Raw genomic sequence first — 22,694 nt, forward strand, 5'->3', positions numbered from 1 at the left:
GACGGCATGGTATCGATCAGCGCGGAGGACCGCCGATGAGCGCCCCGGTCTGGCACGGCTTTCCGCCGTACCGACCCGGCACTCGTCCCGTCTCCGCCCGGGCGTATGGGTTCGACGCCGCGTACGCGGGCGTCCCGGCGTGGGACATCGGGCGGCCGCAGCGGGCGTTCGCCGAACTCGCCGAGGCGGGCGAGATCCGCGGGCGCGTCCTCGACGTGGGCTGTGGCACCGGCGAGCTGTCGCTGTATCTCGCCGACCGCGGTCACGACGTCCTCGGCGTCGACTTCGCGCCGCAGGCCGTCGAACAGGCCCGACAGAAGGCACGCTGGCGGGACAATCCCGCACAGTTCCTCGTCTGGGACGCCCTCAGCGTGGACGACCTGCCGATGCGCTTCGACACGGTGACGGATTCGGCGCTGTTTCACTGCCTGAACGACGCGGAGCGAGACGAGTACGTCGCGGCCGTCCGAGCGGTGTTGAATCCCGGCGGGCGGCTGTTCATTCTCGCGGCGGCCGCGCCCGAACGCTGGGGTCGGCAACCGGGCGGCGTCGCCTACTCGGAGTTCGCGGCGCGGTTCGACGAGGGGTGGACGGTCGCGTGGGTGCGAAACGCCCCCTTCGAGAACCGTCGGTATCCGTATCAGCACCCGGCGTATCTGCTCAAGGCGGTCCGTCAGTAGGCGATGCCGACGCGCTCTCGACGATGCCCGCCCCGAACCGCCGCGTCGTAGACGAACGCCGCCACGTCGCCGGTCGAGACGGACTGGCCGCCCTCCGGGAGGTAATCGACGGCCGTCCGGTAGTGGTTCGTCGGCGCGCCGTCGGGCATCCGCGGCGGGCACGCGAGCGTCCAGTCGAGCGTCGACTCGCGGAGTCGCTCGTAGGCGTCCCGGTGGGCCGTCGCCACCTGCCGTAGTCCGGCGGGAAACTCCGGCGTGTCGAGGCGGAGACGATTCGGCGTCGCCTGCAGGATGCCGGCGGCGGCGACGCCGACCAGTCGGTCGATGCCGGCGTCCGCCATCGCCGGAGCGATGTTGTCGATCCCGTCGGTCAGCACCGACGGACGCTCGTCGGCGTCGGGCCCGACGGCGTTACAGACCGCGTCGTGGCCGGCGACGGCGGCGATCACCGACTCGGTGTCGCGGACGTCGCCTTCGACCACGCCGACGCCGGGCGGCGCGCTGTCGGCGTCGCGGACGAACGCGGTGACGCCGTGGCCGTCGCTGGCGGCGTACTCACAGACGCGACGGCCGACTCGGCCGCTCCCGCCGAAGACGAGCAGTTGCATGGCACCGACGACGCGTCCGGCGGATAAACCGATGATACCTAACCGAGTCAATCCGTGCTCACGTCGGTCACGGTCCCGACGCCCTTCGAGCGCCCCTCGCGGAAGACGAACTTCTGGCCCTCCTCGACGAAGTACGACCGGAACTTGAACTCGACCGTGGTCGCGCCCGCGTCGCCGGGGAGGAGTTGGCCCCCCTCCGGGCGGAACGATGCCGCCTCGCTGACGGTCTCTAAGTGGACGACCGGTTCGTAGCCCTCGCCGATGCGCGTCGGGTGGTTCAACACCATCACCTCGGCCTCGAACTCGCGGACCCCCGTGGGCTCTGCGTCCGCCGGGAGGAGGACCATCCCGCGTTCGATATCGGGTTCGCGGACCCCCTTGAGGGCGATGCCGACGATGCGGCCGGCCTTGGCCTCGTCGACGCGGTGGTAGTGCATCTCGATGGAGCGCACCTCGACCTCGCGGAACGCGCCGTCCTGCATCGGCCCGAGCAGGAGCTGGTCGCCGGCTTCCACCTCGCCGGATTTGATCGTGCCCGAAGCGACCGCGCCGACGCCCTGGACGTTGTACGTCCGGTCGATGTACATTCGGAAGTCGCCGACTTCGCCGCTGGTCTTCGGCAGCGCCTCGAACATCGCGTCGAGGTCGGACAGGCCCTCCTGCGTGACCGCGCTGGTCGTCACGACGGGGACGACCGTCTCGGATATCTCCTCGATCGCGGTCTCGACGCCGTGGCGCTCGACCCGGAGCGGGGTCTTATCGACCTCGCGCAGCGCCCGTTCGACGTCGCGTTCGACCTCGGCCACTCGCTCGTCGTCCGCGATGTCGACTTTCGTGAGGGCGACGATTGTCGGGAGGTCCGTCGCCAGCAGGATGCCCAGGTGCTCGCGGGTCGTCTCCGTGACGCCGTCGTCGGCGGCGACGGTAAGCAGGCCGTAATCGAGTTTCTGCCCGACCAGTCCCCGGATGGTCGTCCGGAGCCACGGTTCGTGGCCCACCGTGTCGACGAACGAGACGAGGCGGTCGGACTCCTCGACGACCCGCGCCCGGTCGCTCTTGCGGTGCGGGTTGTCCATCCGGATCGGGCCATCCTCGTCGAAGCCGTAGACGCCGTAGGAGAGGTCCGCCGAGAGGCCGCGCTCGACCTCGTGTGGTTGCACGTCGAGGAAGCCGCGGGTCCCGCCCTCGCCGTCGTCGGCTTCCCCGGTCACCAGCGACCCGACGAGCGTGGACTTCCCGTGGTCGACGTGGCCGGCGGTGCCGACGACGATGTGGTCGTCGTCGTCGAGTACCGCCCCTTCCCGGATGGTGGCGACGCCGACGATCCCGTCGAGCGGACGCTCGTCGTCCTCGCTCGCCACGCCGTCGGCGGAACCGTCGGTCCCGTCCCCTCGTGGGGTCGACGACCCCACGCCGTCGACGCCCCAGGTCTTGACCTCCTCGATGTGTGCTCCGGCCTCCTCGGCCAGCAGGCTCAGGACGTCCATCGACTCGGAGAACTCGTCGGGCGAGATGCCCGCCAGGCCGCCGTCGTCGGTGACGCCGACCACGTAGGTCGCCTCCCCGTCGCCGGAGAGCACGCGGTGGCGTAGCTGTGCCGCCAGTGATTCGAGCCGTCCCTCCGAGAGATGCAGGTCTTCGGTGAGCCGTTCTTTGAACTCGACGCTACCGCCCTCCTCCTCGCCGCGGTCGAGGGCGCGACGGAGAACGGCCCGGTCGGGGCTCATGGGGGTCCGTAGCGGGTGGCGAGATAAAAGCCTTCCCCGGGTTTGGGCCTGCTTACCGGGATTTAGAGGACTGATTGCGACTATCACTCACAATAGGATTGAACGAACGTTTATCACCGAAAGCGGGACCAGCGGCGCGTATGTGACGAGTCGCCCCCGGGACGCCGCGACCGTGTGACACCGCTCCCGGGGAGGCGAGGCGGAAGTTCGGTGTCGCCAGTTCGCTACGGAGCATCACTACCGACGGTACGGCGCGACGGCTTCGAGAAACCCATCGGCGTACCCGGCTTCAGTCACGCGATCGGCACGCGCTTTCGCCGTCGCGTCGGCGTTGGCGACGGCGACGGACTCGCCGGCCACCTCGAACGCCTCCGCGTCGTTCTCGGAGTCGCCGACGGCCAGAAACGACGCCGGATCCAGCCCGAGTTCCGCACACACCGCTTCGAGGCCGGTTCCCTTGTCGACGCTCGGGTCGGTGACGTGGTAGGCGAAGCCGGTGTCGAGGACGACGAGGCCGTACTCGGCGGCCAGCCGTTCGAGCGGTTCCAGCGGCTGGTCGAGGCTGACGACCACCTCCGTCTCGCGCCAGCGGTTCGCGAGGTCGACCGACCCGAACCCGAGTTCGTGGCCTAGTTCGCGGTACGCCTCAGCCACGGCCAGACTCGCCTCGTGGTCGCCCTCGAACTGGAGTTCGTCGGTCGCCTCGACGAAGACGACGCCGCCGTTCTCCGCGACGACGGTCCGCTCGATGCTCAGGAACTCACAGAGAGCGATCGGAAACGGCATCGCTTTCCCGGTTGCGATGACGACGGGTTCGGGCCACTCCCGCAGAACGGGAAACACCCGCGGGTCGATGGCGCGTGACTCGTCGGTGAGCGTACCGTCGATGTCGACGAGAAGCGGCGGCGTCTGCGTCATACCCTCACTGACGCCCCGGTCGGTTTGGCCGTTGCGGTCGCGGTCAGTCGGTCAAGGTCTCGTAGGCGGCTTTCACCCGCTTGAACTCCGCTTCGCTACCGGTGTCGGTGTCCGGATGGACCTCCTTGACCTTCTCGCGATAGGCCTCCTTGACCGCGCCCTGATCGGCGCTCGCGTCCAAGTCGAGCCGCGCGTACGCCTCGCTGGGGCTCGGGCCGCTGGATTGCTGGATGCGCTGTCCCTGTCCGCCGCGTCGCTGTTGTCGCCCCCGCTGCCGTCGACGGCCCTGCTGTCGGCGTCGTTGCTGCTCTCTGGCCTGCCGCGCCCGCCGGGCGGCCTCGCGGACTCGCTGTCCGCCTCGGGGACCCTCCCAGTCCTCTCGCGGTCCGGCACCGAATCCGCCGCGGCGCGCGCCGCGCTGGCCCTGGGCCCCGTGGGCGGCCCGCCGCTCGACTCGCTCGTAGACGTCCGCCGCCAACTTGCCGCTGGCGTGGTAGTACATGAAATACGCCGACGCGCCGAACATCAGGGCCAGGAAGAGGACCGCCGGGTTCACCAACACCCCGACCACGGTGAGCATGCCTGTCAAGACGGCGAACACCGCGGCGACCCCCGTGATGAGACGGTCGTACTGCACACCCGGAGTTCGGACCAGAGAACCGTAAGCGTCTCGCTCGTCGCGACGGTCTCGTCGGTCTCGCAGTTGCAACCCGAGCGTTCAAGACTGTTACCGTGCTATCACATCGCATGAGCGTCTCCGGCCTCTGTAACATCTGTGAGAACGCGGATGTCGAACACGGCTGTGACCGCTGTGGCAAACTGGTGTGCGACCGCCACTGGGACGAGACGACCGGCCTGTGTACCGAGTGCAGCGCCGAGACCGGCGGCGGCCGCGGCAAGTCCGACGAGCCCGCGAACCCAGACGACATGCCCGACGGCGTCGACACCTACGAGTTCTGAATCAGCGGAACTGGTTCAGTTGGGCCTTGAGCTGCTTCGCCGACTGACCGGCGGCCTCGAAGAACTTCTCGGGAGCCCCGCGGTCCGCCGCGTCCTCGCCGGCGAAGATGATGCCGCGCGAGGAGTTGACGAGGCCGACGCCGTCGGCGAGGCCGTACTCGACGGCGGCCTCGCTGTCCCCGCCCTGCGCGCCGACGCCGGGGACCAGAAACGGGATGTCGGGGACGAGTTCGCGGATCTCTTCGAGCTCTTCGGGCGCGGTCGCGCCGACGACGAGGCCGACGTTGCCGTCGTCGTTCCAGAGGTCCGCGAGGTGGACGACGCGCTCGTACAGTTTCTCGCCGGAGGCGAGTTCGAGATCCTGTAGGTCGGCCCCGCCGGGGTTCGAGGTGCGGCCGAGGACGAAGACGCCCTTCTCCTCGCGCTGGAGGAACGGTTCCAGCGAGTCGCGGCCGAGGTAGGGATTGACGGTGATGGCGTCCGCGGCGGGACCGTGGTCGTCGTCCAGAATCGTCGCGTACTGCCGGGCCGTGTTGCCGATGTCGCCGCGCTTGGCGTCCAGCAGGACCGGCACGTCCTTCCCGTGAGCGTAGGCGATGGTCTCTCGGAGCGCGCGCCAGCCGTCGGGGTCCTCGTAGAACGCGGCGTTGGGCTTATAACAGGCGGCGTGCTCGTGGGTCGCGTCGATGATGCGGCGGTTGAACTGCCAGCGCGGGAGATCCGCGTCTCGCACGCTCTCCGGGAGGCGGTCGGGGTCGGGGTCCAGTCCCACGGAGACGACGGAGTCGGCGGCCGCGATGCGATCGCGGAGACGGTCGAAGAACTGCATAGCTAGCGCGGCGACGGGGACGAACACAAGCGTTTCCCTCTCAGCGCCGGCCGGCGATCGCTCCGAGAATCAGGTTTGAGAACTGGTCCCGCGATTATTTGAGAGAGGAGGTGAAAGCGAGCGTCATGGACCGTTCCCTCGACGTCGGTCACGTCGCGGAGACGCTGCCCGACGTGGGGCAGACGCTCGAAGACCCGCGACTGCGACCGGTCGGCGTGCTCGGCGGGACCGCGCTGCTCGCGCTCGGCGCGTCGCTGTCGCTCGCGCCCACGACCGGAGAGTGGACCTTCTGGTCGAACGCTGTCGCCGCGACGCTCGTCTTCGTCGGCGTCCCGCTGTTCAGCCTCGGACTGGCGGCGGCGGAACCGCCGTCGGACTCGCGGTTTCACATCGGCGTGAACCTCTCGACGAAACAGCGCCGCGCGGTCGCCGTCGGCGCGCTCTGTATCACGCTCGCGCCCGTCGTGATGGCGCTCGGCTCGCCGCTGGGGCTCTCCCTGCTCGTGTTGGCGACGGCCGCGACGATGGCGTTCGTCGGGTCGGCGCTCGTGCTCACCGGGTTCGTCGCGTGGACCGCGGAGACGCTCGGCGAACCGGCCTAACGGTCGAGTCCGTCGGCGAGCACGTCTGCCAGTACCTTGGCAGCGGCCCCACTGTAGGCGACGACGACCGTCTGTTCACCGCTGTCCGTGCTCGACGCTTCGACTGTCACGTCTTCTCTGTCGGTCTCGACTGTCCGCCGCTCGGCGAGCGTCAGCCGAGCGGTGTCGGGCGTGACGTAGACCTCGCCGAGCGAGCGGCCGTCGATCTCGATACCGAACGCGAACGCGCCGTCGGCCGTCGGTTCCACGTCCCGGTCGGCGTCGACGACCGAAACGTCTCTCAGCGGACCGCGTTCCAGTCCCGTCAACTCGGACGCGAGCAGTTGCGCGATGCGTCTGCCGTCGGTGGTTCGGTCCTCGACCATCAGAGTTCCTCCCGCGCGTCGGCCGCGATCTCCTCGACGGCGACGCCCTCGCCGCGGGCGTAGACGACCGCCGCGGCCTCCAAGGTCACGCCGAGCTCGGACTGCAGCGAGTTGATGCCGGCGACGGCGTCCTGCTTCTCGACGCCGCTCTCGACGACGGTATCCAGAATCCGCTCGAACGTCGACCGGGAACGGAGGACGTCCTCGCTCGGCGCGAACCCCTCGGGGACGTCGACCGCCGCCGCGTCGAACCCGACGACGAGGGCGTCGTCCGTCCGCTCGACGAGGCCCTCGCTGGCGGCGACGTCGACGAGCGTCTTCGCCTGGTCCGGCGAGAACCAGCTCCGATCCAGGGAGAGGGCGACGACGAACTCGCTCTCGGCCATCCGGTCGGTGCCGCGCTGGCGGAACGGCGCGGCCACGGCCGTCTTCAGACTCATCGTTCCGGGAACGACGCGGGCGGGGCGTAACGGTTGCGGTTGGCGGCGGGCCGCCCGCCGCGCGTCGTCGTCGCGAGTTCGGTACGAACCACGTCGTTCAAGCCCTCGGCCGGACCAGAGGGGAGCGATGAGCGACCACGAGGACCGCGAGACGTTCAGGCACGACCCCATCGGCCACGCGGAGGCCCGCGCGGGAATGACCGTCGGCGAGCTGGCCGAGAGCTACGGCGAGGCCGGTATCGGCGCGAACGACCTCCACGAGGCCGTCGACGTCTACGCCGAGATGTTGGACGAGGACGTGACGACGTTCTTCGGGTTGGCCGGCGCGATGGTCCCGACCGGGATGCGCGCTATCGTCTCCGAGCTGATCCGGGACGGTCACGTCGACGTGCTGGTGACGACGGGCGCGAACCTGACCCACGACAGCATCGAGGCCATCGGCGGGAAACACCACCACGGCGAGGTCACGCCCCCGGAGACGACCGAGCGGGAACACGATGAGACGCTCCGGGACGAGGGCGTCGACCGCATCTACAACGTCTACCTCCCGCAGGAGCACTTCGCGCTGTTCGAGAGCCACCTGCGCGAGGAGGTGTTCACCGAACTGGAAGCGGAGAGTCCGGTCTCCATCCAGCGCATGACCGAGGAACTCGGTCGAGCAAACAGTGAAGTCAACGAGCGCGACGACGTGGCCGAGGACGCGGGCGTGCTCGCGGCCGCCTACGAGAACGACGTGCCGGTGTACTGCCCGGCGTTCCAGGACTCCGTGCTGGGCCTGCAGGCGTGGATGTACTCCCAGACCAGCGAGTTCACCGTCGACGCGCTCGCCGACATGACCGATATCACGGACATCGCCTACGAGGCCGACAGCGCGGGCGCGATGCTCGTCGGTGGCGGCGTCCCGAAGAACTACACGCTCCAGACGATGCTCGTCTCGCCGGACGCCTACGACTACGCCGTCCAGTTGACGATGGACTCCTCGAACACCGGCGGCCTCTCCGGGGCGACGCTGAACGAGTCCCGCTCGTGGGGCAAACTGGAGAAGGACGCCCGTAACGTGAGCGTCTACGCCGACGCGACCATCACCCTGCCGCTGGTGGTCGCCGCGGCACGCGAGCGCGCCGGGGAGTAGCGGCGTCCGCGCGCTGGGCGATTAGCGACCGGGCGTAGTTCTATACCCTCGCAAGCCATACGTTCACATATGTCATTTCAGGTTGGCGTTCGGCCGGCGACCGAACACGACATCACCGCGATCCAGCAGGTGGCACACGCCGCGTGGCACGCCGTCTACGACGACGTCCTCGGCGAGGAGGCCGTCGACACGCATCTCGCGGAGGGATACACCCGGAACGTCCTCGAACGGATGATCGACGTGGACGACATCGGGCTGTTCGTGGCGACCGTCGACGACGACGTCGTCGGGTACGCCAGTTGCGGGATGACCGACCCCGTCGGCATCGGCGACCTGGACCTCTACGTCCACCCCGATTACTGGGGCGAAGGCATCGGCAGCGAACTGCTGGAGCGCGGGAAGAAACACCTCAAGAGCCTCTCCGTGCGGACGATCCGCGACGAGGTCCTGGTCGACAACGAGGTCGGCAACGGCTTCTACCGGACGCACTTCGAGCGCGCCGGCGAGCGCACCGCCCGTCTCGGCGGGAAAGAACTGCCGGTGAACGTCTACGAGCTGTCGTTAGCGAGAGTCTGAGCGGTAGTGAAGACCCTCGAAGCGACGCGGTGACTGCGAGGCGCTTTGGGCCTCGAACGCGAGCGGCGATAGCCGCGAGCGAAGGGAACCGCGGAGCAGTAGCGAGGGTCTGGGCAGCGAGGAACCGGAGGTCTCTCGGGCAGTCGGGCGGTAGTGCTGCCCGACGGCGGAGCGAAGACTCTCAGCCCCTGCAGGTTCGCGGTTACACCGCTCGCCCTGTCGAGGTTCCTCGTTTCACTCGGACCCTCGCTAGCCACTCTCACACGCTCTCCGTTCGTTTGACAACGTTTTAGCCGCTCATTCGCCTGGTACCTCTCAATGAGCTACAAGATCGGACTCGTCGGCAAACCCTCCGTCGGCAAGTCCACCTTCTTCAACGCGGCGACGATGAACGACGTGCCCGAGGGCGCGTACCCCTTCACGACCATCGACCCGTCGATGGGCGAGGCCTACGTTCGCGTCGACTGCGCCGCCCCGGAGTTCGAACACAGCTGTACGCCCAACCACGGCTACTGCACCGAGGGCGTGCGGTTCGTCCCGACGAAACTCGTCGACGTCGCCGGGCTCGTCCCCGGTGCCCACGAAGGTAAGGGTCTCGGCAACCAGTTCCTCTCGGATCTCAACGAGGCCGACGTGCTGGTCCACGTCGTCGACTTCACCGGCGAGACGGACTTAGAGGGCGAACCGACCGAGGACCACGACCCGCGCGAGGACATCGAGTTCCTGGAGAACGAACTCGACATGTGGTATCTCGACATCTTGGAGAAGGGCATCGAGCGCTACCGCTCGGGGTATCACGGCGAGGACAAGGACATCGAGGCGGACCTCGCGGAGCAGATGTCGGCGTTCAAGATCAGCGAAGACGAGATCAAGCAGGTCGTCCTCGCGCTGGACCTGGAACTGGACCCCGACGAGTGGGACGAGGCGGACCGGGAGGCACTGGCCCGCGAAATCCGCATCCGCACCAAGCCGATGGTCATCGCGGCCAACAAGATGGACGCCGAAGCGGCACAGGAAAACTGGACCGAGATCACCGACGACCCCGACTACGAGCACCTGACGTTCGTCCCCGTCTCCGCCCACGCCGAGAAGGCGCTGAAGAACGGCGACGAGCAGGGCGTGCTGGACTACCGGCCCGGCGATGCCGACTTCGAGGTGACGGCGGACCTCCCCGAGGAGAAGGCAGCGGGCCTCGAACAGATCCGGGAGTTCGTCACCGAATTCGAGGGGACCGGCGTCCAGCGGGCGCTCGAAACCGCGCTCTTCGAGGAGTTGGGCGCGATCGCCGTCTTCCCCGGCGCGCGCAAGCCACAGGAGGACGGCACCTTCTTACAGGACTGTTTCGTCCTCCCCGACGGCTCGACGGCCGAGGACTTCGCGTACTTCCTGCACACCGACATCGGCGAGGGGTTCCTCCACGCCCACGACGTGCGCTCCGGTCGGCAGGTCGGGGCCGACACGGAACTGGACCACCGGGACGTCGTCGAGATCACGACGACGAACTGAGCGGGCGGGCGGTCAGATATCGACGGGACACCCGTTTATCTCGCCGCCCCGCATCCCGTCGGCGAGCCAGTGGATCGAGAGCGTGAGGACCACGAGCGCGCCCAGCGCGAACTCCAACCCGTCGAGCGGCAGGAAGACGAGCGAGGCGGAGACGCCAAGCAGCGAGAGCAGTCCGAGCAGGACCGCCGACCCGCAGGCCGCACAGCCCGCGCCGAGCGTGCCCAGCAGGACGCCGGCCGCACCGGCACCGCCCTCTCTGATGGCGACACCGTGCTCCCGGAAGTGATAGGTCGCCATCGCCACGTCGACCCCGGTCAGCGCCGCGACGGCCACCAGCAGGAGGCCCTGTGCCGGATGGAAGAAGGTCCCGACGAACGGGTACAACTCCGCGAGGACGGTCAGCCGACTTTCGAACGGCAGCGACCCGCCGACGACGAGATCCAGCACGAGCGGGACGTTCAGCGAGACGACGAAGGCCGTCAGCGAGAGAGCGGCCGCGAGAACGGCGACGGCAGCGTAAGTCGGTAGCGTGAGGACGAGTCGGACGGTTCGGCCCATCAGCCGCCAGTCGCGCCGGGACAGCGGCGGGCGCAGTGTGCGCACCGTGCGCCGCCAGCCCCCCGTCACGACGCCTCCCCGAGCGCCTCCGCGACCACCTCGTAGCTGACGCTGCCGTTGACTTTCGTGACGAACTGGCCGTCCCGAAAGAGGAGGACGACGGGTGTCGTCTCGCCCAATTCCGCGTTCTCGGCCGCGTCGATGTCGGCCTGTACGGCGTCGTCGTAGGCCCGGCTCTCGGCGTCGCTGACGACCGCGTCCGCGTCGAGGGCCGTCTCCTCACGCAGGAACGCCCCCGTCCGGTCGAGGACGTTCTCGGCGGAGAACTGCGAGCGGTTCTCGAAGTAGTGGCCCAACAGCGACCAGAACGCCGCGTCGTCGCGGGCGTAGGTCGCCTCCAGCGCCTGGCTCGCCGGCTCACCCCACGGGAACACGACGGGATACACTCGGACGACGAACGCGCCGAGTCCCGGCTCGACGAGCCTCGACAGGATCTCCGGCACCGTCTCGGCGTGAAACGCCGCACAGCGCTCACAGGACGGGTCCTCGAACGCTAACACGACGTGGTCGCCGAGGTCCCCCCGTCGTGGCTGGGCGTCGAGTCCCGCCGCAGCGGGGTGGTTTTCGATGGAGTCCCCCGTCGCATCGCTGCCCCCGCAGCCCGCGAGTCCGCCGGCGAATCCCGCCCCCGAGAGCGCCAGGAAGCGTCGTCGCTGCATACCGTCGGAAGGGACTCCCCGGGTTTATCGTTTCTCCCGTGTGCTTCCGAGGGGCAACCGTCTTGCCGCCGCGTCCGGTAGGGTCGCCCGGCCGATGACGACGGCGCGTTCCGAGCCGCGGTGACTCCGCGGCGGTGACGAACCCTATGAGTGCCGAGGCCGACTCCCGACCGGCGTCTCGGTCGGCCGTTCTCCGAAATCACTTCCGGACAGCGCAGCGCCGGTCGGCGACTCTTCGCTCGGTCGCCGGGTGACCGTCATCGGGTCGGTCGATGCGCCGGCGACCCCCGCTACCGTCTGGTATGCCCATACAGGCCGGCTGTTCAATGACGTGATCCCCTAACGGAAAGACGACGTTTTCTCCGTCGACGCGACGGCTTCGTTCGCCGCGGTCATCTCACTCGCCCATCAGAGCCGGGCGGCCTCGCCGTCGCGGGGCCGGCGTCACTGCCGGGGAGCACGGTGTGTCAGCGCCAGTCACGATCGGAGAGATTTCGAACAGCGTTTTCCGACCCGGGCCCCAGTTACGACTTGAGAAGATGACGAAAGCGTCTGTACAACCCGGTGAACTCCGGGAGCTTCGGCACCGCTTCGGTCCGCAGATCAACGGACTCGTCAACGCGCTCGGGCAGCCGACGACACAGGTGTATCCCTCGGGGTACGTCGGGACCGTCGAGCGCTCCATCGAGACGCTCGAGTCGGCCCTCACCGACGGCGGGTTCACGTGGGACCCGGTGAGCATGTACCACCGCTCGCCGACCGGAAGCACCGCGGACGGGAGCTGGGTGTACAGGGACTCGCCGCTGGCCGACCGGCAGCTCCACGTCGTCCTGTTCTCCCAGAGTTACAACGGTTGGACCGACGTCTACGCCCACGAGGAGTTCAGCTGGCTCCGTCACCCGATCAAACACGCCAAGGAGGAGCGGATCACGCGCGAGGAGGGCGTCGCCGAGACGCGTCGGTGGCTCGACGACGCCGGCATCGCCTATCGAACCCACTCGAACCTGCGCCGGAAGGCGAGACAGGCGGTGAAACGAGCCCACGAGCGCCTCGTGGACGGCGGTCGACAGCTCGGACACCCGAAGCTCGAGACACCGGCCGTGAGCGCCGTCTTCGAGCGGCTATAGCCGCCGGTCGCGAGTATCTGTGTCTGCCGGTACCGAGAGAGCGACCGCAGAACGACCGAGCGAAACGAAGCGAAACGAAGCGGTCCGACGGATCAGCGCCGTCGGAGCAGGCGCCGTCCTTTGCGAACGATGCGTCGCCGCACGCTACGCGGGAGTCGTCGCCAAGTCTTCATCGCCTTTCGAAGTTTTCCCATTGAATAGCACCTCCGTCGGGTTAGCTCGTGCCCGCTCTCGCTCGCCGCGGGCATCGTGGATACCTCGCGGTCGGTCTTAACGCTGCGGGCTGCAAGCACGGCTCGCGGCTCTCGTGATACCGCCTTCCGGTACGGACGCCGGGGCTTTCCGACGAAACGGGAGCGGACGAGAGTGGCGACGGCAGTGTCCCCTCCGAGACGCGGGGGACGCGGATCTCAGTCGTCGGTCATCGAGTCGATGCTGGGGCCGCCTTGCCGGACCTCGTCGTCGAGGTCGGGCTCTTTGGACCCGAAGGTCACGTGGCCGTACTTGACGAGGGAGACGAAGACGACGCCGCCGATGGCGTTGCCCACCGACGTGAGGGCGAGGAACTGTCCCCACTGGGCGACCGAGATCGGCGCGCCGGCCATCATCGCCGCGATGACCTCGATGTTGCCGGCGACGCAGTGGGGCATGTGCGCGAAGCCGATGAGGTACGTGACGGCGACGATGACCGCGATCCGACTGATCGTGTCGCCGACGGAGGTCAGTATCCACGAGAGCAGGCCCATCAGCCACCCGGCGAGTATCGCGCCGGCGAAGACGCCCTGCGGTGAGAGGTCGATGAACGTCATCCCCGTGTCGACAAGATATTTCGGCTTGATGACGCCGAGCGCCACCGTCGCCCAGCCGACGAAGACCGCGGCGACGGTTCCACCGATGATGTTCCCGCTGTAGACGAGCGTCCAGAGACGGGCGAGGTTCGAGATCGAGTCGCGCCCGTCGAGGACCGGTAGGACGGCCAGGGTCGTGTGTTCGGTGAACAGCTCCGACCGCCCGAGAATGACGAAGAGGAAGCCGAAGGTGTAGAGTATCGGCATGATCGCGTGGGCGATCGGGTCCGCCACGGCCCCGCTCAGCGACGTCAGCATGGCGATCATCATGAAGGGGCCGAGGCTGATGTCGAGCCCGCAGGACACCGAGGAGACGAACTGCCCCGCGGCCGGCCGATTGAGGGTTCGCATCCCCTCTTGGAGCTGGTTGTAGAAGATGTCCGTGTACGACCGCTGGGTGTCCATCTGGCTCTCCGGCGGCGGTCCCTCTTGGTGCGATTCCTCCGTCGTGTCGTTCGGCTCGTCTGAGGTTGCTGGAGACATTGTAGGCGGTTCAGTCGGGCGTCTCACCCGTCTCATTCGGGTCTCGGTTGGAGTGGGGCGATATCTGCGTGTCGAGGTAGTCCGAGTGCCGTGCGAGTTCGACCGGGCCACCGATCAGGAGCGGGATGCAGACGAGCGCCGCTATCGGTCCCCACGGAATCCGCAGACCGATCGCCACGATCCCGAACACGGCGATACTGAGGACGGACATCACGCGAATCGGCTCTTCGATCCTCATAACAGCGCCGATAGGGGAGTCAGCGGCATGAGCGCCGTGACTGCATCTTCAACCACAGTGCAGTCGATACGCCGACCGCGGGCGGTCCGAGAGGCGAGATCGGGTCAGACGAGTCCGTAGAAAGGGCGATAAATCCGGACCGAATCCGCGGCGTCGCCGACAGTTTCAGATGCAAGGTCGGGCGTCTCGTTTGCGGACCCGATTCGTCACGGCGGCCTCCGTCTCTCGGGGGAGTTCGTCTCGAAGCGAGGGGGCGGTTGGCAGCGGTTGCAAGCCACAGGTACTCCCCTCGGCTCGTCGAACCTGTAATCGATGCCTGTCACGTTCACCGACGACGACGAGGGGAAAGAAGTGGTCGACGCGAGCGGCAACACGCTCGGACTGGTCACGGAGATCGAAGACGACACCGCGTTCGTAGACCCCGATCCGGGACTCACCGAGACGGTGAAGGCCGACCTCGGGCGGGCCGACGCGGACAGCGACGACTACACCGTCAAACAGGACGCCGTCGAGACGAAGGCCGACGAGAAGCTCCACCTGCGCGATAACCTCTGACTCGGCGTCGTCGGTCCCGGCGCTGTCCGGCAGTTCGCTCGCGGGAGAGTTAAGTTCGCTCCGAGAGAGGTGTTACCGTGGGACAGAGACTTATCGTCGATACGGACACCGCAGGCGACGACTCGCAGGCGCTTCTCATGGCCGCGCTCGCCGAGTCCATCGACATCGAGGCGGTCACGATCGTCGCCGGCAACGTCGAGTTCGACTACGAGGTCGAGAACGCGAAGTACGCGCTGGACCTCGCCGGCGTCGCCGACTCGGTCCCGGTCTACGAGGGCGCGCGTCGACCGCTCCTCAAGGAGTTCGACCACGTCGACCACGTCCACGGCGAGGGCGGGCTGGGCGGCGAGCTCTTCCCCGACACCGGCATCCCCTCCGCCGATGGCCACGCCGTCGACGCCATCGTCGACGTCGCGCGCGAGTCGCCGGGCGAGGTGAGCCTCGCCTGCATCGGCCCGCTGACGAACGTCGCGCTGGCGATCCGGCGGGAACCCGAACTGAACGACCTGTTGGACGAGGTGGTGGTGATGGGCGGGGCGGTGAACACGCTCGGCAATGACACCCCCTCGGCCGAGTTCAACTTCTGGGTCGACCCCGACGCCGCGAAGATCGTGATGAACGAACTCGACGTGACGCTCGTCGACTGGGGGCTGACCGTTCGACACGGCAAGATAGGGGCAGAGGACCTCGACCGCTTCGCCGAGGCGGAGACGCCCTACGCGGAGTTCTTCACGACCGTCACCGGTCACGCCCGCGAGTTCTCGAAGGAGCGCCTCGGCGTCGACGCGGCCACTCAACCCGACACGCTCGCGCTCGCGTGCTTTCTGAACCCGGACCTCGTGACCGAGGCGGGGACGTACTTCGTCGACGTCGACGAACGCGAGGGGATGACTCGCGGGTACAGCCTCGTGGACGAACTCGGCATCACCGACGGCGAGCCCCGAACGCGCGTCGTCGAGGCGGTGGACGAATCGACGTTCGAGCGGATGGTCGCGGACATGCTCCTCCACGGCGACCCCGAGCGGTCGCTGTGAGGGCGGTCAGCAGAGATCAGTCGGGGTCACGACCCCCTGTATAACGAGAGCCCCCGAGCGACCTGACCTTCGAAGCCAAAGAGACTATCCTTAGACGAATCGTAGCCCGAGGAGAGGTATCTACACATGTCCTCACAGACAGTTTTGATCCCGATCGAGTTTCCCGACCCGGACCCGCTACCGTCGACGTTTATCGATGCGTTGACCTCCTGTAAGGTGATCCTGCTCGGGGTCTACGAACTGCCGTCCGACGTGTCCGCGGACGAACGCCAGCGACGGGAGATCGAGGCGTATCGGTCGCTGTACACTACCGCGTCCAACTTCGTACAGGAGGGAGAGACGGCCGAGGTCGAGCTGATGATGGGGACCGATATCGAAGATGCGCCGACGACGGTCGCCAAGGAGAGGGACGTGGACGCGCTCCTCATCCCGAACCCGATCACGACGCTCGACCACCTACTGGTCGCGTTACGAGAGGAGAAGTTCAAGCGACCGATCACCGACTTTTTGGACGCGATAGACGAGGAGGTGCTCCTCCGAACGACGCTGTTCCACGTCGCTGAAACCGAAGACGACGCGGCGGCCGGTGAGCGACTCCTGACCGAGGTCAGGGACCACCTCGTCGAGGAAGGGTTCTCCCGCCCGAGCGTGGATATCGAGGTCGAGGTCTCCGACGACCCGGCGTTTTCGATCAGCCAGGCGGCCCGGAATCAGGACTTAATCGTAATGGGTGAGACGCAGGAGACCCCCTCTCAACGGATCTTCGGGAGAACGTACGAGCAAGTCGCCGAGCAGACGGACTCCCCCGTTCTGATTATCCGAGAGCACTAACCGCATCGGACGCTTCTCTGCCCCGATCAGTCGCCGATCGAGACAGAACGGCCGAGAGCTGCCATCTGGCTGTGACGCCTGTCTCCGTTACGTGACGCTCTCCGGAGCGATCAGTCTCCGCCGACCCACTGGCGGATCTGACCGGTCAAGCGGTTCGTCTTTCCGGCTCGGCGCTTCGTCATGATGGTGATGTTCCGGGCTTTGCGACCGAGCGTCTCCGGAATCACTCCGAAGACGATCTGTCGAACGCGGCTCTGTCGGGTCGCACCGACGACGGTCACGTCGTGAGTTTTGGTCTCCTCCAGGAGTCGGTCGGTTATATCCCTCCCTTCGAGGACCTTCGTGTCGACCGACGGTCGGTCGATACTGTCGGCGACCTCCGCCAACTGGTCGCGAGCGGTTTCGCGCTCGTCCTCGCTCGCGTCGGGATCGACGACCTTCGCGAAGGTACACGTCGCGTCCTCGGAGGCCGCGATAGCGCCGGCGACTTCGCCCGCGAGGTGAGCGTGAGGACCGCCCGCCGTCGGCACGAGGATCGAGTCGACGTCGTCGCCGGCGTCGTCGCCCACCCGTTCGACGAGGACGTCGGCGTCGGCCTCACGAACCACCTCGTCGACGGTGCTACCGAGCGCGATGTTCTGCCGGGAGCGACCCTGTCCACCCCAGCCCAAGAGCACCGCGTCGCTGTCGTGCTGGTCGATGGTGTGGAGGATGATCTCCTCGGGCTCGTGTCCGACTCGGACGAGCCCGTGCACCGGAACGGCGGAGTCCTCGGCGAACGCCATCGCCTCGTTGACGACGTCTCGCTCCTCGTCGATGAACCGGTCCGCTCGCCCGAGCGGCGTCTGTTCGGGCACGGTGACGGCGCTCATCACGAGCAGCTCCGCGTCCCGGTTTTCGGCGACGTCGACCGCCGTCCGCATCAGTTGTTCGACGTTTTCGGTCTGGGCGATCGGAACGAGCAGTTGCTCCTCGCGGTCCCGTTCCGATATCTCGTCCCGAGCGGTGCGGACCGCTGCCGTTTCCGTGGCCTCGCTCTCGTCCGGCTCGCGCGCGTTCCGCATATACCCGAACCAGAAGACGACGCCGATCGCCTCGGCGATCAGGCCGACGTAGAGCGCGGTCTGCTCGACTTGCGTGACGAGGACGAGGTTCGCGAGGATGGCGATTCCCGGAATCCACGGGACGAACGGCACCTCGAACGAGCGGTCGAGGTCCGGTTCCTTCCGTCGGGACTGGATGAGCGCGATGTTGACGAAGATGAGCCCCGCGAGCAGCATGAAGTCCGCGAAGTGAGCGATCGCGTGGAACCCGAGGTGGATCCCGAGCGGGGTCGAACCGCCCTCGCTTCCGGGCGCGGTTCCGAAGAGAACGCTGAAGACGAGGATGTAGAGCAGGATCAGCCCACCGGTGAACAGCACCGACGCGTACGGCGTGTTGTACCGGTCGCTGAGGTCACCGAACACGCTCGGGAGGTGTCCCCGACGGCTCATCGCGAGCTTGACGCGGGACCCCGCGAGAATGGTGGCGTTCGCGGCGGAGATCATCGACAGCAGCGCGCCGACGATGATCACCCAGAAGCCGATGTTGCCCAGATAGTACTGGGACGCGTACGCCATCGAGACCTCGCCGTGCGTGGCGACGTACTCCCGAGCGGCTTCGGCCCCTTGCAGACCGACTTGGTCAGCGAGGCGCAGGAGGAACGTCTGGTCCTGTATCGCGAAGACGATGACGAGGACTACTAAGGCGTAGATCACCGAGACGAGTCCCATCGAGAGGAAGATGGCGCGGGGGATGTTGTGTCCCGGCTCTTCGATCTCCTCGGCGTTCGTCGCGATCGCCTCGAAGCCGAAGAACGTGATGAACACGAGCGTCGTCGTCACCCCGATCTGTCCGAACTGCGTGATGTTATTCGCCAGCGAGGTTTGGACGACCGTCGGGTCGAACGCCTGGAGGCCGCCGGCGAGGAAGAGCGCGATGAGCGTGACCTTCAGGCCGGTGACGACGATCTGGAACATCCCCGTCTCCTCGGTGCCTTTCAGATTGACTCCGACGAGCAGTCCGAGAATGACGAGCCCGGAGAGCCAGTAGGGAATCGCCTCCGGGAGGCTCAGCGCTGGTGTGATGAACCGGGTGAACCAACTCGAGAACGACGCGAGATAGAACGCCGCCGACGCCGGATACCCGAGGATGATCGACCAACCGACGATGTACGTGAGGTCGCTGTCGAAGACGTTCGCCACGTAGGCGTAACCGCCCCCGCTCTCCGGATACAGCGCCGAGAACTCGGCGTACGCGAGCGCGGTGAAGCTCGCTACGACCCCCGCGAGAAGGAAGGAGACGATAGCAGCGGCACCGACGTTGCTGACCGCCAACCCGGAGAGGACGAAAATCCCCGCGGCAATCATCGTCCCCATCCCGAGCGAAATCGCACCGATAAGCCCGATATCCCGGTCGAGTTCGTTTTCGACCGAGCCGCCGCTATCACTCATAGTGGATTCGTTAGGAGATAGAGACCGATAAGCGGGAAGCCTGCCATCTAAACAGCGCGCCGATACTCGCAGGAGAGGTAGACGGCGACTCGTCTCTCGGCGAGACAATGAAATAGCGGCTATTCAGTCAGTCGTCTGCTCGCTCCCCCTCGGACGGCGCGTCGTCGTTAACTGTTTGTAATACCGGTACACCGGGAAGAGCCGGTTCCCGAGCCGTTGCGAGAGCCCCGTCTCACTTGCGTATACAAGTACCGGCACGTTCGCGCCTTCGGCTAAGTTGATCACGCGATCCGGCGTACTTCCGAAGACCCACCGCTTCAGTTCACGGGTCCGGGTGGCTCCGATGATGAGCGGCCCGCCGTTTTCTGCAGCGGTCGAGACGAGCCCCTCGGCGACCGACGACGCGGAGACCTCTTGGACGTCTATCGATCCGTTCTCCGGGAGTTGCTCGACCGTGTCCGTCGCGTCCTCGGCGGTCCCGCCCTCGCCGGACGGCGTGACGTTGATGACGTTGATGTGAGAGCCCGCGTTCGCCATCGCGCCGACGAGCGTGAGGGCCGCCTTGTGATGGGGGCCGCCGCCAGCGCCGACGTTGACCGTCGAAACGTTCGTCGGGTCGTCGAACCCTTGGGCGTAGAGGACGTCACAGGGTGCCTCGTACTCTACCTCCTGTGCGATTTCCGGGTGGTCCTCGGGATACCCCATCACGATCAGATCCGCTTCGTCGTCGCGGGCGGTCTGGAGGATGTCGAACGCGATGTCCCGGCAGACGTGGCCCTCCACCGTGTATTCGACGTCGATATCTTCGCCACCGAGCGTCTCCGTGATCCGCTCTACGCGCCCGTTCGCGTCGTCGGCGACCATCTCGCTGGGCGTCTGCTCCGGGATGTGCGTGACGTTGACGACCTGTATGATCGGGTTCTCGTCGTACATCTTCCCGAGCGTCGCCGCGAGTTTGACGTGCGTCGCCGCCCGGTCTAATCGCCCGGCCGGAACGAGAATCCGGAAGCGGTCGTCATCGCTCTCGTCGGCGGTCGCCGATTCCGCGTCGCTATCGGGTCCCGTGGCACCGCCGTTGGCGGTGATGGGCGAGCGCGCGGAGACGGTGCGTTCGAACAGCTCTTCGGTGTCGGGCGCGCCGCCCCAGAGGAGGTAGACGACGATGAGCGAGATCGTCAACACCAGTCCGACGGCGACGCCGACGACCGGGAGGTTGTAGATCAGCGCGACGTTCGCGATGATCCCCAGAATCGGTATCACGGGCACGCCGGGCACCTCGAACCCGCGCTCCATGTCGGGGTACTTCCGGCGCGAGTAGATGAGCGCGCCGTTGACGAACGCCAGCGGCAGCAGGAGGTTGAGCGTCGCGAAGCCCGTCAGCGCGTTCAGCCCGAGCGCGAACTCTTCGATGACGACGGCGAATCCGGCGATGCTCGTCTCGAGACCCACCGGGATCGGCGCGAGCATCCCGTCCTCGCCGAACAGCGTGAGGAACGAGACGATGAGCACGACGATGACGCCCGTCGCCGTCGCCGTGCTCCAGAACGGCGTCCCGTGCTGCGGGTGGATGCGCGAGAGCCGCCGGGGCGCTTGCCCCTGGCGGCCCATCAGCGAGCCGATGCCCGAAGCGGCGAGGATCGACGCGTTCGACGCCGAGATCATGCTGAAGATCGCGCCGGCGACGATGAGGTACGTGCCGACTTCGACGCCGGCGACGGTGACCGGGATGAACGCCTGTGCGACCGCGCCCATCGCCGTCTCGCCCAGTTGCAGAATCTCGTCGGGCGAGCGCGCCAGCCGCCCGGCCACGTTCGTGATGTTCACCATCGCCACGATGACGAACGTGTAGAGGACCGTGACGGTGACGATCGAGGCCGCGATCGCCCGCGGGACAGTCTTGCGCGGCTCGATGATCTCACCGGCCGAGGCCGCGATGGCCGAGAAGCCGAAGAACGTGATGAACGCGAGCGCGGCCACGGAGACGGTGCCGACGGGTTCGACCTGGAAGCTCCCGGTGAACTCGCCGACCGCCGGCCCGACGCCGACGCTCGCGAACATGCCGCCGACGAAGACCATCAGGACGGCGACCTTCGCGGCGGTCACGATGACCTGGAACGAGCCCGACTCCTCGGTCCCGCGGGCGTTGAGCACGCCCAGTAGAATCGCCGCGAGCACGCCGAACGTGCCGTGAGGGAGGAAGTGGATGCTCTCGGGTATCAGGAACCGGAAGAACCAGTGGTCCATCGTCGCGAGATAGAAGGCGGTCGTGCCGGTGTATCCCAAGAAGAGGGACATGCCGATGCTGTACGTCAGTAAGTCGCGGTCCTCGAAAGTGCGGGAGGTGAACAGATACCCCCCGCCGTTCTCGGAGTAGATCGAAGCGAACTCGGAGTACGATGCCGCGGTGATGCCGGCGACGATAGCCGCGAGAACGAACGCGACGACCGCCGTCGAACCGATCTGATACACCGCGATGCCGGAGAGAGAGAAGATCCCGGCCGCGATCATCGTCCCGAGGCCGATCGCGAAGGCCACGGGGAATCCGAGCGTCCGCGTATGTTCTACCATCGACCAGCGCTATGACTCTGCTTTGGATAAGCTCTGACCTTGCATTTCAATATCGGAGACACGGGTTCCGGTCTCTGGCGAGCCGCTTCCGGGCGATAGCAGTGTCGATTTTCCACGTGACGACCGGCACGGACCCCAACCGGCGGCCCGCCGTTTTGCTGCGAGCCGCCGCCGATGATCGTCCCTGCCTTCGCAGGCAGACCGCTTACCGAGCGAGAAGCCCTCCTTTCTGGTGATGGCACCGTCTGACCTGCACGACCTGTTCATGCACAACCTCGAAGACATCTACTACGCCGAGAACGAGCTCCTCGACGCGCTCGACGAGCTGGAGAGCCAGACGGAGAACGAGGAGATCGCCTCGGCCTTCAGCGAGCACCGCGAGGAGACGCAGGGCCACATCGACCGGCTGGAGGAAGCCTTCGACGTCCTCGGCAAGGAACCCGAGCGCGAGGAGTGTGAGGGCATCGAGGGCCTCATCGAGGAGCACGAGGAGTTCGCCGACGAGGACCCCACGCAGGACGTGCTCGACGTCCACAACCTCATCGCCGCCCAGAAGACCGAACACTACGAGATCGCCGCCTACGGGACCCTGGCGATGCTCGCCGACCGGCTCGGCGAGGACGAGGTCGGCGACCTCCTCCACGAGAACTTAGAAGAGGAGAAGGACGCCCTCGACGAGCTCTCCTCGCTCGCGGAGGAGTTCGACTACGGGCAGATCGCCGCCGACTGACGACGGATTCACCGCCTCACCGCCGCTCTTTTCTTCGCCGCGTCGAACGACAGCGGCGCGGCTACTCGCGGAGACGGGTCGACGGTAAGCCCGATACCAATGCACGGTCCGACGGTTTAACTGAGTGCTAACCTCGATAGCGTCCGCATATGTATCCGGATCGGTTTC

The 22,694-nt window shown here is 67.0% G+C and carries 24 protein-coding genes; 11 read left to right on the forward strand and 13 right to left on the reverse strand.

Annotated features, from left to right (window positions below):
- Nucleotides 1–35: 35 nt before the first annotated feature.
- The gene (locus GO488_RS10120; protein ID WP_162317710.1) at nt 36–680 is read left to right on the forward strand and encodes a class I SAM-dependent methyltransferase; all 645 of its coding nucleotides are present in this window, start codon (nt 36–38) and stop codon (nt 678–680) included.
- On the opposite strand, the gene GO488_RS10125 is transcribed toward GO488_RS10120, so the two are convergent.
- From GO488_RS10125 to GO488_RS10140, 4 genes are all read right to left on the reverse strand, one after another.
- On the reverse strand, nt 674–1,288 hold the full coding sequence (locus GO488_RS10125) for an NAD(P)-dependent oxidoreductase (protein WP_162317711.1): 615 nt from the start codon (nt 1,286–1,288) through the stop codon (nt 674–676). The genes GO488_RS10120 and GO488_RS10125 overlap by 7 nt on opposite strands.
- Nucleotides 1,289–1,335: 47 nt before the next feature.
- The gene (locus GO488_RS10130) at nt 1,336–3,015 is read right to left on the reverse strand and encodes a GTPBP1 family GTP-binding protein (protein ID WP_162317712.1); all 1,680 of its coding nucleotides are present in this window, start codon (nt 3,013–3,015) and stop codon (nt 1,336–1,338) included.
- A 237-nt stretch (nt 3,016–3,252) separates the two neighbouring features.
- Complete coding sequence (locus GO488_RS10135) at nt 3,253–3,933, reverse strand: phosphoglycolate phosphatase (protein WP_162317713.1); 681 nt, start codon at nt 3,931–3,933, stop codon at nt 3,253–3,255.
- A 43-nt stretch (nt 3,934–3,976) separates the two neighbouring features.
- Nucleotides 3,977–4,570, reverse strand: coding sequence for a J domain-containing protein (locus GO488_RS10140; RefSeq protein WP_162317714.1), 594 nt, complete (start codon nt 4,568–4,570; stop codon nt 3,977–3,979).
- Between the two features lie 110 nt (nt 4,571–4,680).
- On the opposite strand from GO488_RS10140, the gene GO488_RS10145 reads away from it, so the two are divergent.
- Nucleotides 4,681–4,893: a hypothetical protein gene (locus tag GO488_RS10145; RefSeq protein ID WP_162317715.1), complete on the forward strand. Its 213-nt coding sequence runs from the start codon at nt 4,681–4,683 to the stop codon at nt 4,891–4,893.
- Between the two features lies 1 nt (nt 4,894).
- On the opposite strand, the gene pyrF is transcribed toward GO488_RS10145, so the two are convergent.
- Nucleotides 4,895–5,722 (reverse strand): orotidine-5'-phosphate decarboxylase, encoded by an 828-nt coding sequence (gene pyrF, locus GO488_RS10150; RefSeq protein ID WP_162317716.1) that lies wholly within the window; start codon nt 5,720–5,722, stop codon nt 4,895–4,897.
- A 125-nt stretch (nt 5,723–5,847) separates the two neighbouring features.
- Here pyrF and GO488_RS10155 point away from each other — a divergent pair, with 125 nt between their 5' ends.
- Nucleotides 5,848–6,324, forward strand: a complete 477-nt coding sequence (locus GO488_RS10155; RefSeq protein WP_162317717.1) for a hypothetical protein — start codon at nt 5,848–5,850, stop codon at nt 6,322–6,324.
- On the opposite strand, the gene GO488_RS10160 is transcribed toward GO488_RS10155, so the two are convergent.
- Entirely contained in the window at nt 6,321–6,689 is a 369-nt protein-coding gene (locus tag GO488_RS10160; RefSeq protein WP_162317718.1) for a DUF7993 family protein, read from the reverse strand. The genes GO488_RS10155 and GO488_RS10160 overlap by 4 nt on opposite strands.
- Nucleotides 6,689–7,129, reverse strand: a complete 441-nt coding sequence (locus GO488_RS10165) for a DUF2240 family protein (RefSeq protein ID WP_162317719.1) — start codon at nt 7,127–7,129, stop codon at nt 6,689–6,691. Before GO488_RS10165 ends, GO488_RS10160 begins: the two co-directional genes overlap by 1 nt.
- Nucleotides 7,130–7,256: 127 nt before the next feature.
- On the opposite strand from GO488_RS10165, the gene GO488_RS10170 reads away from it, so the two are divergent.
- The 3 genes from GO488_RS10170 (at nt 7,257) to GO488_RS10180 (ending at nt 10,343) form a co-directional block, all read left to right on the forward strand.
- Nucleotides 7,257–8,261: a deoxyhypusine synthase gene (locus GO488_RS10170; protein ID WP_162317720.1), complete on the forward strand. Its 1,005-nt coding sequence runs from the start codon at nt 7,257–7,259 to the stop codon at nt 8,259–8,261.
- 69 nt (nt 8,262–8,330) lie between these two features.
- A complete protein-coding gene (locus tag GO488_RS10175; RefSeq protein WP_162317721.1) occupies nt 8,331–8,837 on the forward strand; it encodes a GNAT family N-acetyltransferase in 507 nt (168 codons plus the stop codon).
- A gap of 318 nt (nt 8,838–9,155) precedes the next feature.
- Entirely contained in the window at nt 9,156–10,343 is a 1,188-nt protein-coding gene (locus GO488_RS10180) for a redox-regulated ATPase YchF (protein WP_162317722.1), read from the forward strand.
- Nucleotides 10,344–10,355: 12 nt separating this feature from the next.
- On the opposite strand, the gene GO488_RS10185 is transcribed toward GO488_RS10180, so the two are convergent.
- Entirely contained in the window at nt 10,356–10,901 is a 546-nt protein-coding gene (locus tag GO488_RS10185) for a hypothetical protein (protein ID WP_162318625.1), read from the reverse strand.
- Between the two features lie 65 nt (nt 10,902–10,966).
- On the reverse strand, nt 10,967–11,620 hold the full coding sequence (locus GO488_RS10190) for a DsbA family protein (protein ID WP_162317723.1): 654 nt from the start codon (nt 11,618–11,620) through the stop codon (nt 10,967–10,969).
- 539 nt (nt 11,621–12,159) lie between these two features.
- Between GO488_RS10190 and GO488_RS10195 the strand changes: the two genes are divergently transcribed.
- The gene (locus tag GO488_RS10195; RefSeq protein ID WP_162317724.1) at nt 12,160–12,747 is read left to right on the forward strand and encodes a hypothetical protein; all 588 of its coding nucleotides are present in this window, start codon (nt 12,160–12,162) and stop codon (nt 12,745–12,747) included.
- Nucleotides 12,748–13,157: 410 nt separating this feature from the next.
- Here GO488_RS10195 and GO488_RS10200 read toward each other — a convergent pair whose 3' ends face one another.
- Entirely contained in the window at nt 13,158–14,078 is a 921-nt protein-coding gene (locus GO488_RS10200) for a formate/nitrite transporter family protein (protein ID WP_162317725.1), read from the reverse strand.
- A 10-nt stretch (nt 14,079–14,088) separates the two neighbouring features.
- Nucleotides 14,089–14,289, reverse strand: coding sequence for a hypothetical protein (locus tag GO488_RS10205; protein WP_162317726.1), 201 nt, complete (start codon nt 14,287–14,289; stop codon nt 14,089–14,091).
- 339 nt (nt 14,290–14,628) lie between these two features.
- Here GO488_RS10205 and GO488_RS10210 point away from each other — a divergent pair, with 339 nt between their 5' ends.
- The 3 genes from GO488_RS10210 to GO488_RS10220 all read left to right on the forward strand — a co-directional run bounded on the left by GO488_RS10210 (nt 14,629) and on the right by GO488_RS10220 (nt 16,736).
- Nucleotides 14,629–14,871, forward strand: a complete 243-nt coding sequence (locus tag GO488_RS10210; protein ID WP_162317727.1) for a hypothetical protein — start codon at nt 14,629–14,631, stop codon at nt 14,869–14,871.
- A gap of 77 nt (nt 14,872–14,948) precedes the next feature.
- On the forward strand, nt 14,949–15,905 hold the full coding sequence (locus GO488_RS10215; RefSeq protein ID WP_162317728.1) for a nucleoside hydrolase: 957 nt from the start codon (nt 14,949–14,951) through the stop codon (nt 15,903–15,905).
- Between the two features lie 126 nt (nt 15,906–16,031).
- On the forward strand, nt 16,032–16,736 hold the full coding sequence (locus GO488_RS10220) for a universal stress protein (RefSeq protein WP_162317729.1): 705 nt from the start codon (nt 16,032–16,034) through the stop codon (nt 16,734–16,736).
- A gap of 110 nt (nt 16,737–16,846) precedes the next feature.
- Here the strand turns inward: GO488_RS10220 and GO488_RS10225 are convergent, their stop codons facing one another.
- The gene (locus GO488_RS10225) at nt 16,847–19,228 is read right to left on the reverse strand and encodes an amino acid permease (protein WP_162317730.1); all 2,382 of its coding nucleotides are present in this window, start codon (nt 19,226–19,228) and stop codon (nt 16,847–16,849) included.
- A 123-nt stretch (nt 19,229–19,351) separates the two neighbouring features.
- A complete protein-coding gene (locus GO488_RS10230) occupies nt 19,352–21,796 on the reverse strand; it encodes an amino acid permease (RefSeq protein WP_162317731.1) in 2,445 nt (814 codons plus the stop codon).
- A gap of 235 nt (nt 21,797–22,031) precedes the next feature.
- Here GO488_RS10230 and GO488_RS10235 point away from each other — a divergent pair, with 235 nt between their 5' ends.
- The gene (locus tag GO488_RS10235; RefSeq protein WP_162317732.1) at nt 22,032–22,526 is read left to right on the forward strand and encodes a YciE/YciF ferroxidase family protein; all 495 of its coding nucleotides are present in this window, start codon (nt 22,032–22,034) and stop codon (nt 22,524–22,526) included.
- Nucleotides 22,527–22,694: the final 168 nt, after the last annotated feature.

The sequence above is a fragment of the Haloarcula limicola genome (genome assembly GCF_010119205.1).
In the GTDB taxonomy this organism is placed as follows: domain Archaea; phylum Halobacteriota; class Halobacteria; order Halobacteriales; family Haloarculaceae; genus Haloarcula; species Haloarcula limicola.

What these genes read in the sequence shown, in the direction of transcription:
- GO488_RS10200 (WP_162317725.1), bottom strand. Translation starts at nt 14,078, where the DNA reads ATGTCTCCAGCAACCTCAGACGAGCCGAACGACACGACGGAGGAATCG.
- GO488_RS10185 (WP_162318625.1), bottom strand. Translation starts at nt 10,901, where the DNA reads ATGGGCCGAACCGTCCGACTCGTCCTCACGCTACCGACTTACGCTGCC.
- GO488_RS10190 (WP_162317723.1), bottom strand. Translation starts at nt 11,620, where the DNA reads ATGCAGCGACGACGCTTCCTGGCGCTCTCGGGGGCGGGATTCGCCGGC.
- GO488_RS10195 (WP_162317724.1), top strand. Translation starts at nt 12,160, where the DNA reads ATGACGAAAGCGTCTGTACAACCCGGTGAACTCCGGGAGCTTCGGCAC.
- GO488_RS10210 (WP_162317727.1), top strand. Translation starts at nt 14,629, where the DNA reads ATGCCTGTCACGTTCACCGACGACGACGAGGGGAAAGAAGTGGTCGAC.
- GO488_RS10235 (WP_162317732.1), top strand. Translation starts at nt 22,032, where the DNA reads ATGGCACCGTCTGACCTGCACGACCTGTTCATGCACAACCTCGAAGAC.
- GO488_RS10145 (WP_162317715.1), top strand. Translation starts at nt 4,681, where the DNA reads ATGAGCGTCTCCGGCCTCTGTAACATCTGTGAGAACGCGGATGTCGAA.
- GO488_RS10165 (WP_162317719.1), bottom strand. Translation starts at nt 7,129, where the DNA reads ATGAGTCTGAAGACGGCCGTGGCCGCGCCGTTCCGCCAGCGCGGCACC.
- GO488_RS10130 (WP_162317712.1), bottom strand. Translation starts at nt 3,015, where the DNA reads ATGAGCCCCGACCGGGCCGTTCTCCGTCGCGCCCTCGACCGCGGCGAG.
- GO488_RS10135 (WP_162317713.1), bottom strand. Translation starts at nt 3,933, where the DNA reads ATGACGCAGACGCCGCCGCTTCTCGTCGACATCGACGGTACGCTCACC.
- pyrF (WP_162317716.1), bottom strand. Translation starts at nt 5,722, where the DNA reads ATGCAGTTCTTCGACCGTCTCCGCGATCGCATCGCGGCCGCCGACTCC.
- GO488_RS10205 (WP_162317726.1), bottom strand. Translation starts at nt 14,289, where the DNA reads ATGTCCGTCCTCAGTATCGCCGTGTTCGGGATCGTGGCGATCGGTCTG.
- GO488_RS10230 (WP_162317731.1), bottom strand. Translation starts at nt 21,796, where the DNA reads ATGGTAGAACATACGCGGACGCTCGGATTCCCCGTGGCCTTCGCGATC.
- GO488_RS10180 (WP_162317722.1), top strand. Translation starts at nt 9,156, where the DNA reads ATGAGCTACAAGATCGGACTCGTCGGCAAACCCTCCGTCGGCAAGTCC.
- GO488_RS10170 (WP_162317720.1), top strand. Translation starts at nt 7,257, where the DNA reads ATGAGCGACCACGAGGACCGCGAGACGTTCAGGCACGACCCCATCGGC.
- GO488_RS10225 (WP_162317730.1), bottom strand. Translation starts at nt 19,228, where the DNA reads ATGAGTGATAGCGGCGGCTCGGTCGAAAACGAACTCGACCGGGATATC.
- GO488_RS10160 (WP_162317718.1), bottom strand. Translation starts at nt 6,689, where the DNA reads ATGGTCGAGGACCGAACCACCGACGGCAGACGCATCGCGCAACTGCTC.
- GO488_RS10220 (WP_162317729.1), top strand. Translation starts at nt 16,032, where the DNA reads ATGTCCTCACAGACAGTTTTGATCCCGATCGAGTTTCCCGACCCGGAC.
- GO488_RS10175 (WP_162317721.1), top strand. Translation starts at nt 8,331, where the DNA reads ATGTCATTTCAGGTTGGCGTTCGGCCGGCGACCGAACACGACATCACC.
- GO488_RS10125 (WP_162317711.1), bottom strand. Translation starts at nt 1,288, where the DNA reads ATGCAACTGCTCGTCTTCGGCGGGAGCGGCCGAGTCGGCCGTCGCGTC.
- GO488_RS10120 (WP_162317710.1), top strand. Translation starts at nt 36, where the DNA reads ATGAGCGCCCCGGTCTGGCACGGCTTTCCGCCGTACCGACCCGGCACT.
- GO488_RS10155 (WP_162317717.1), top strand. Translation starts at nt 5,848, where the DNA reads ATGGACCGTTCCCTCGACGTCGGTCACGTCGCGGAGACGCTGCCCGAC.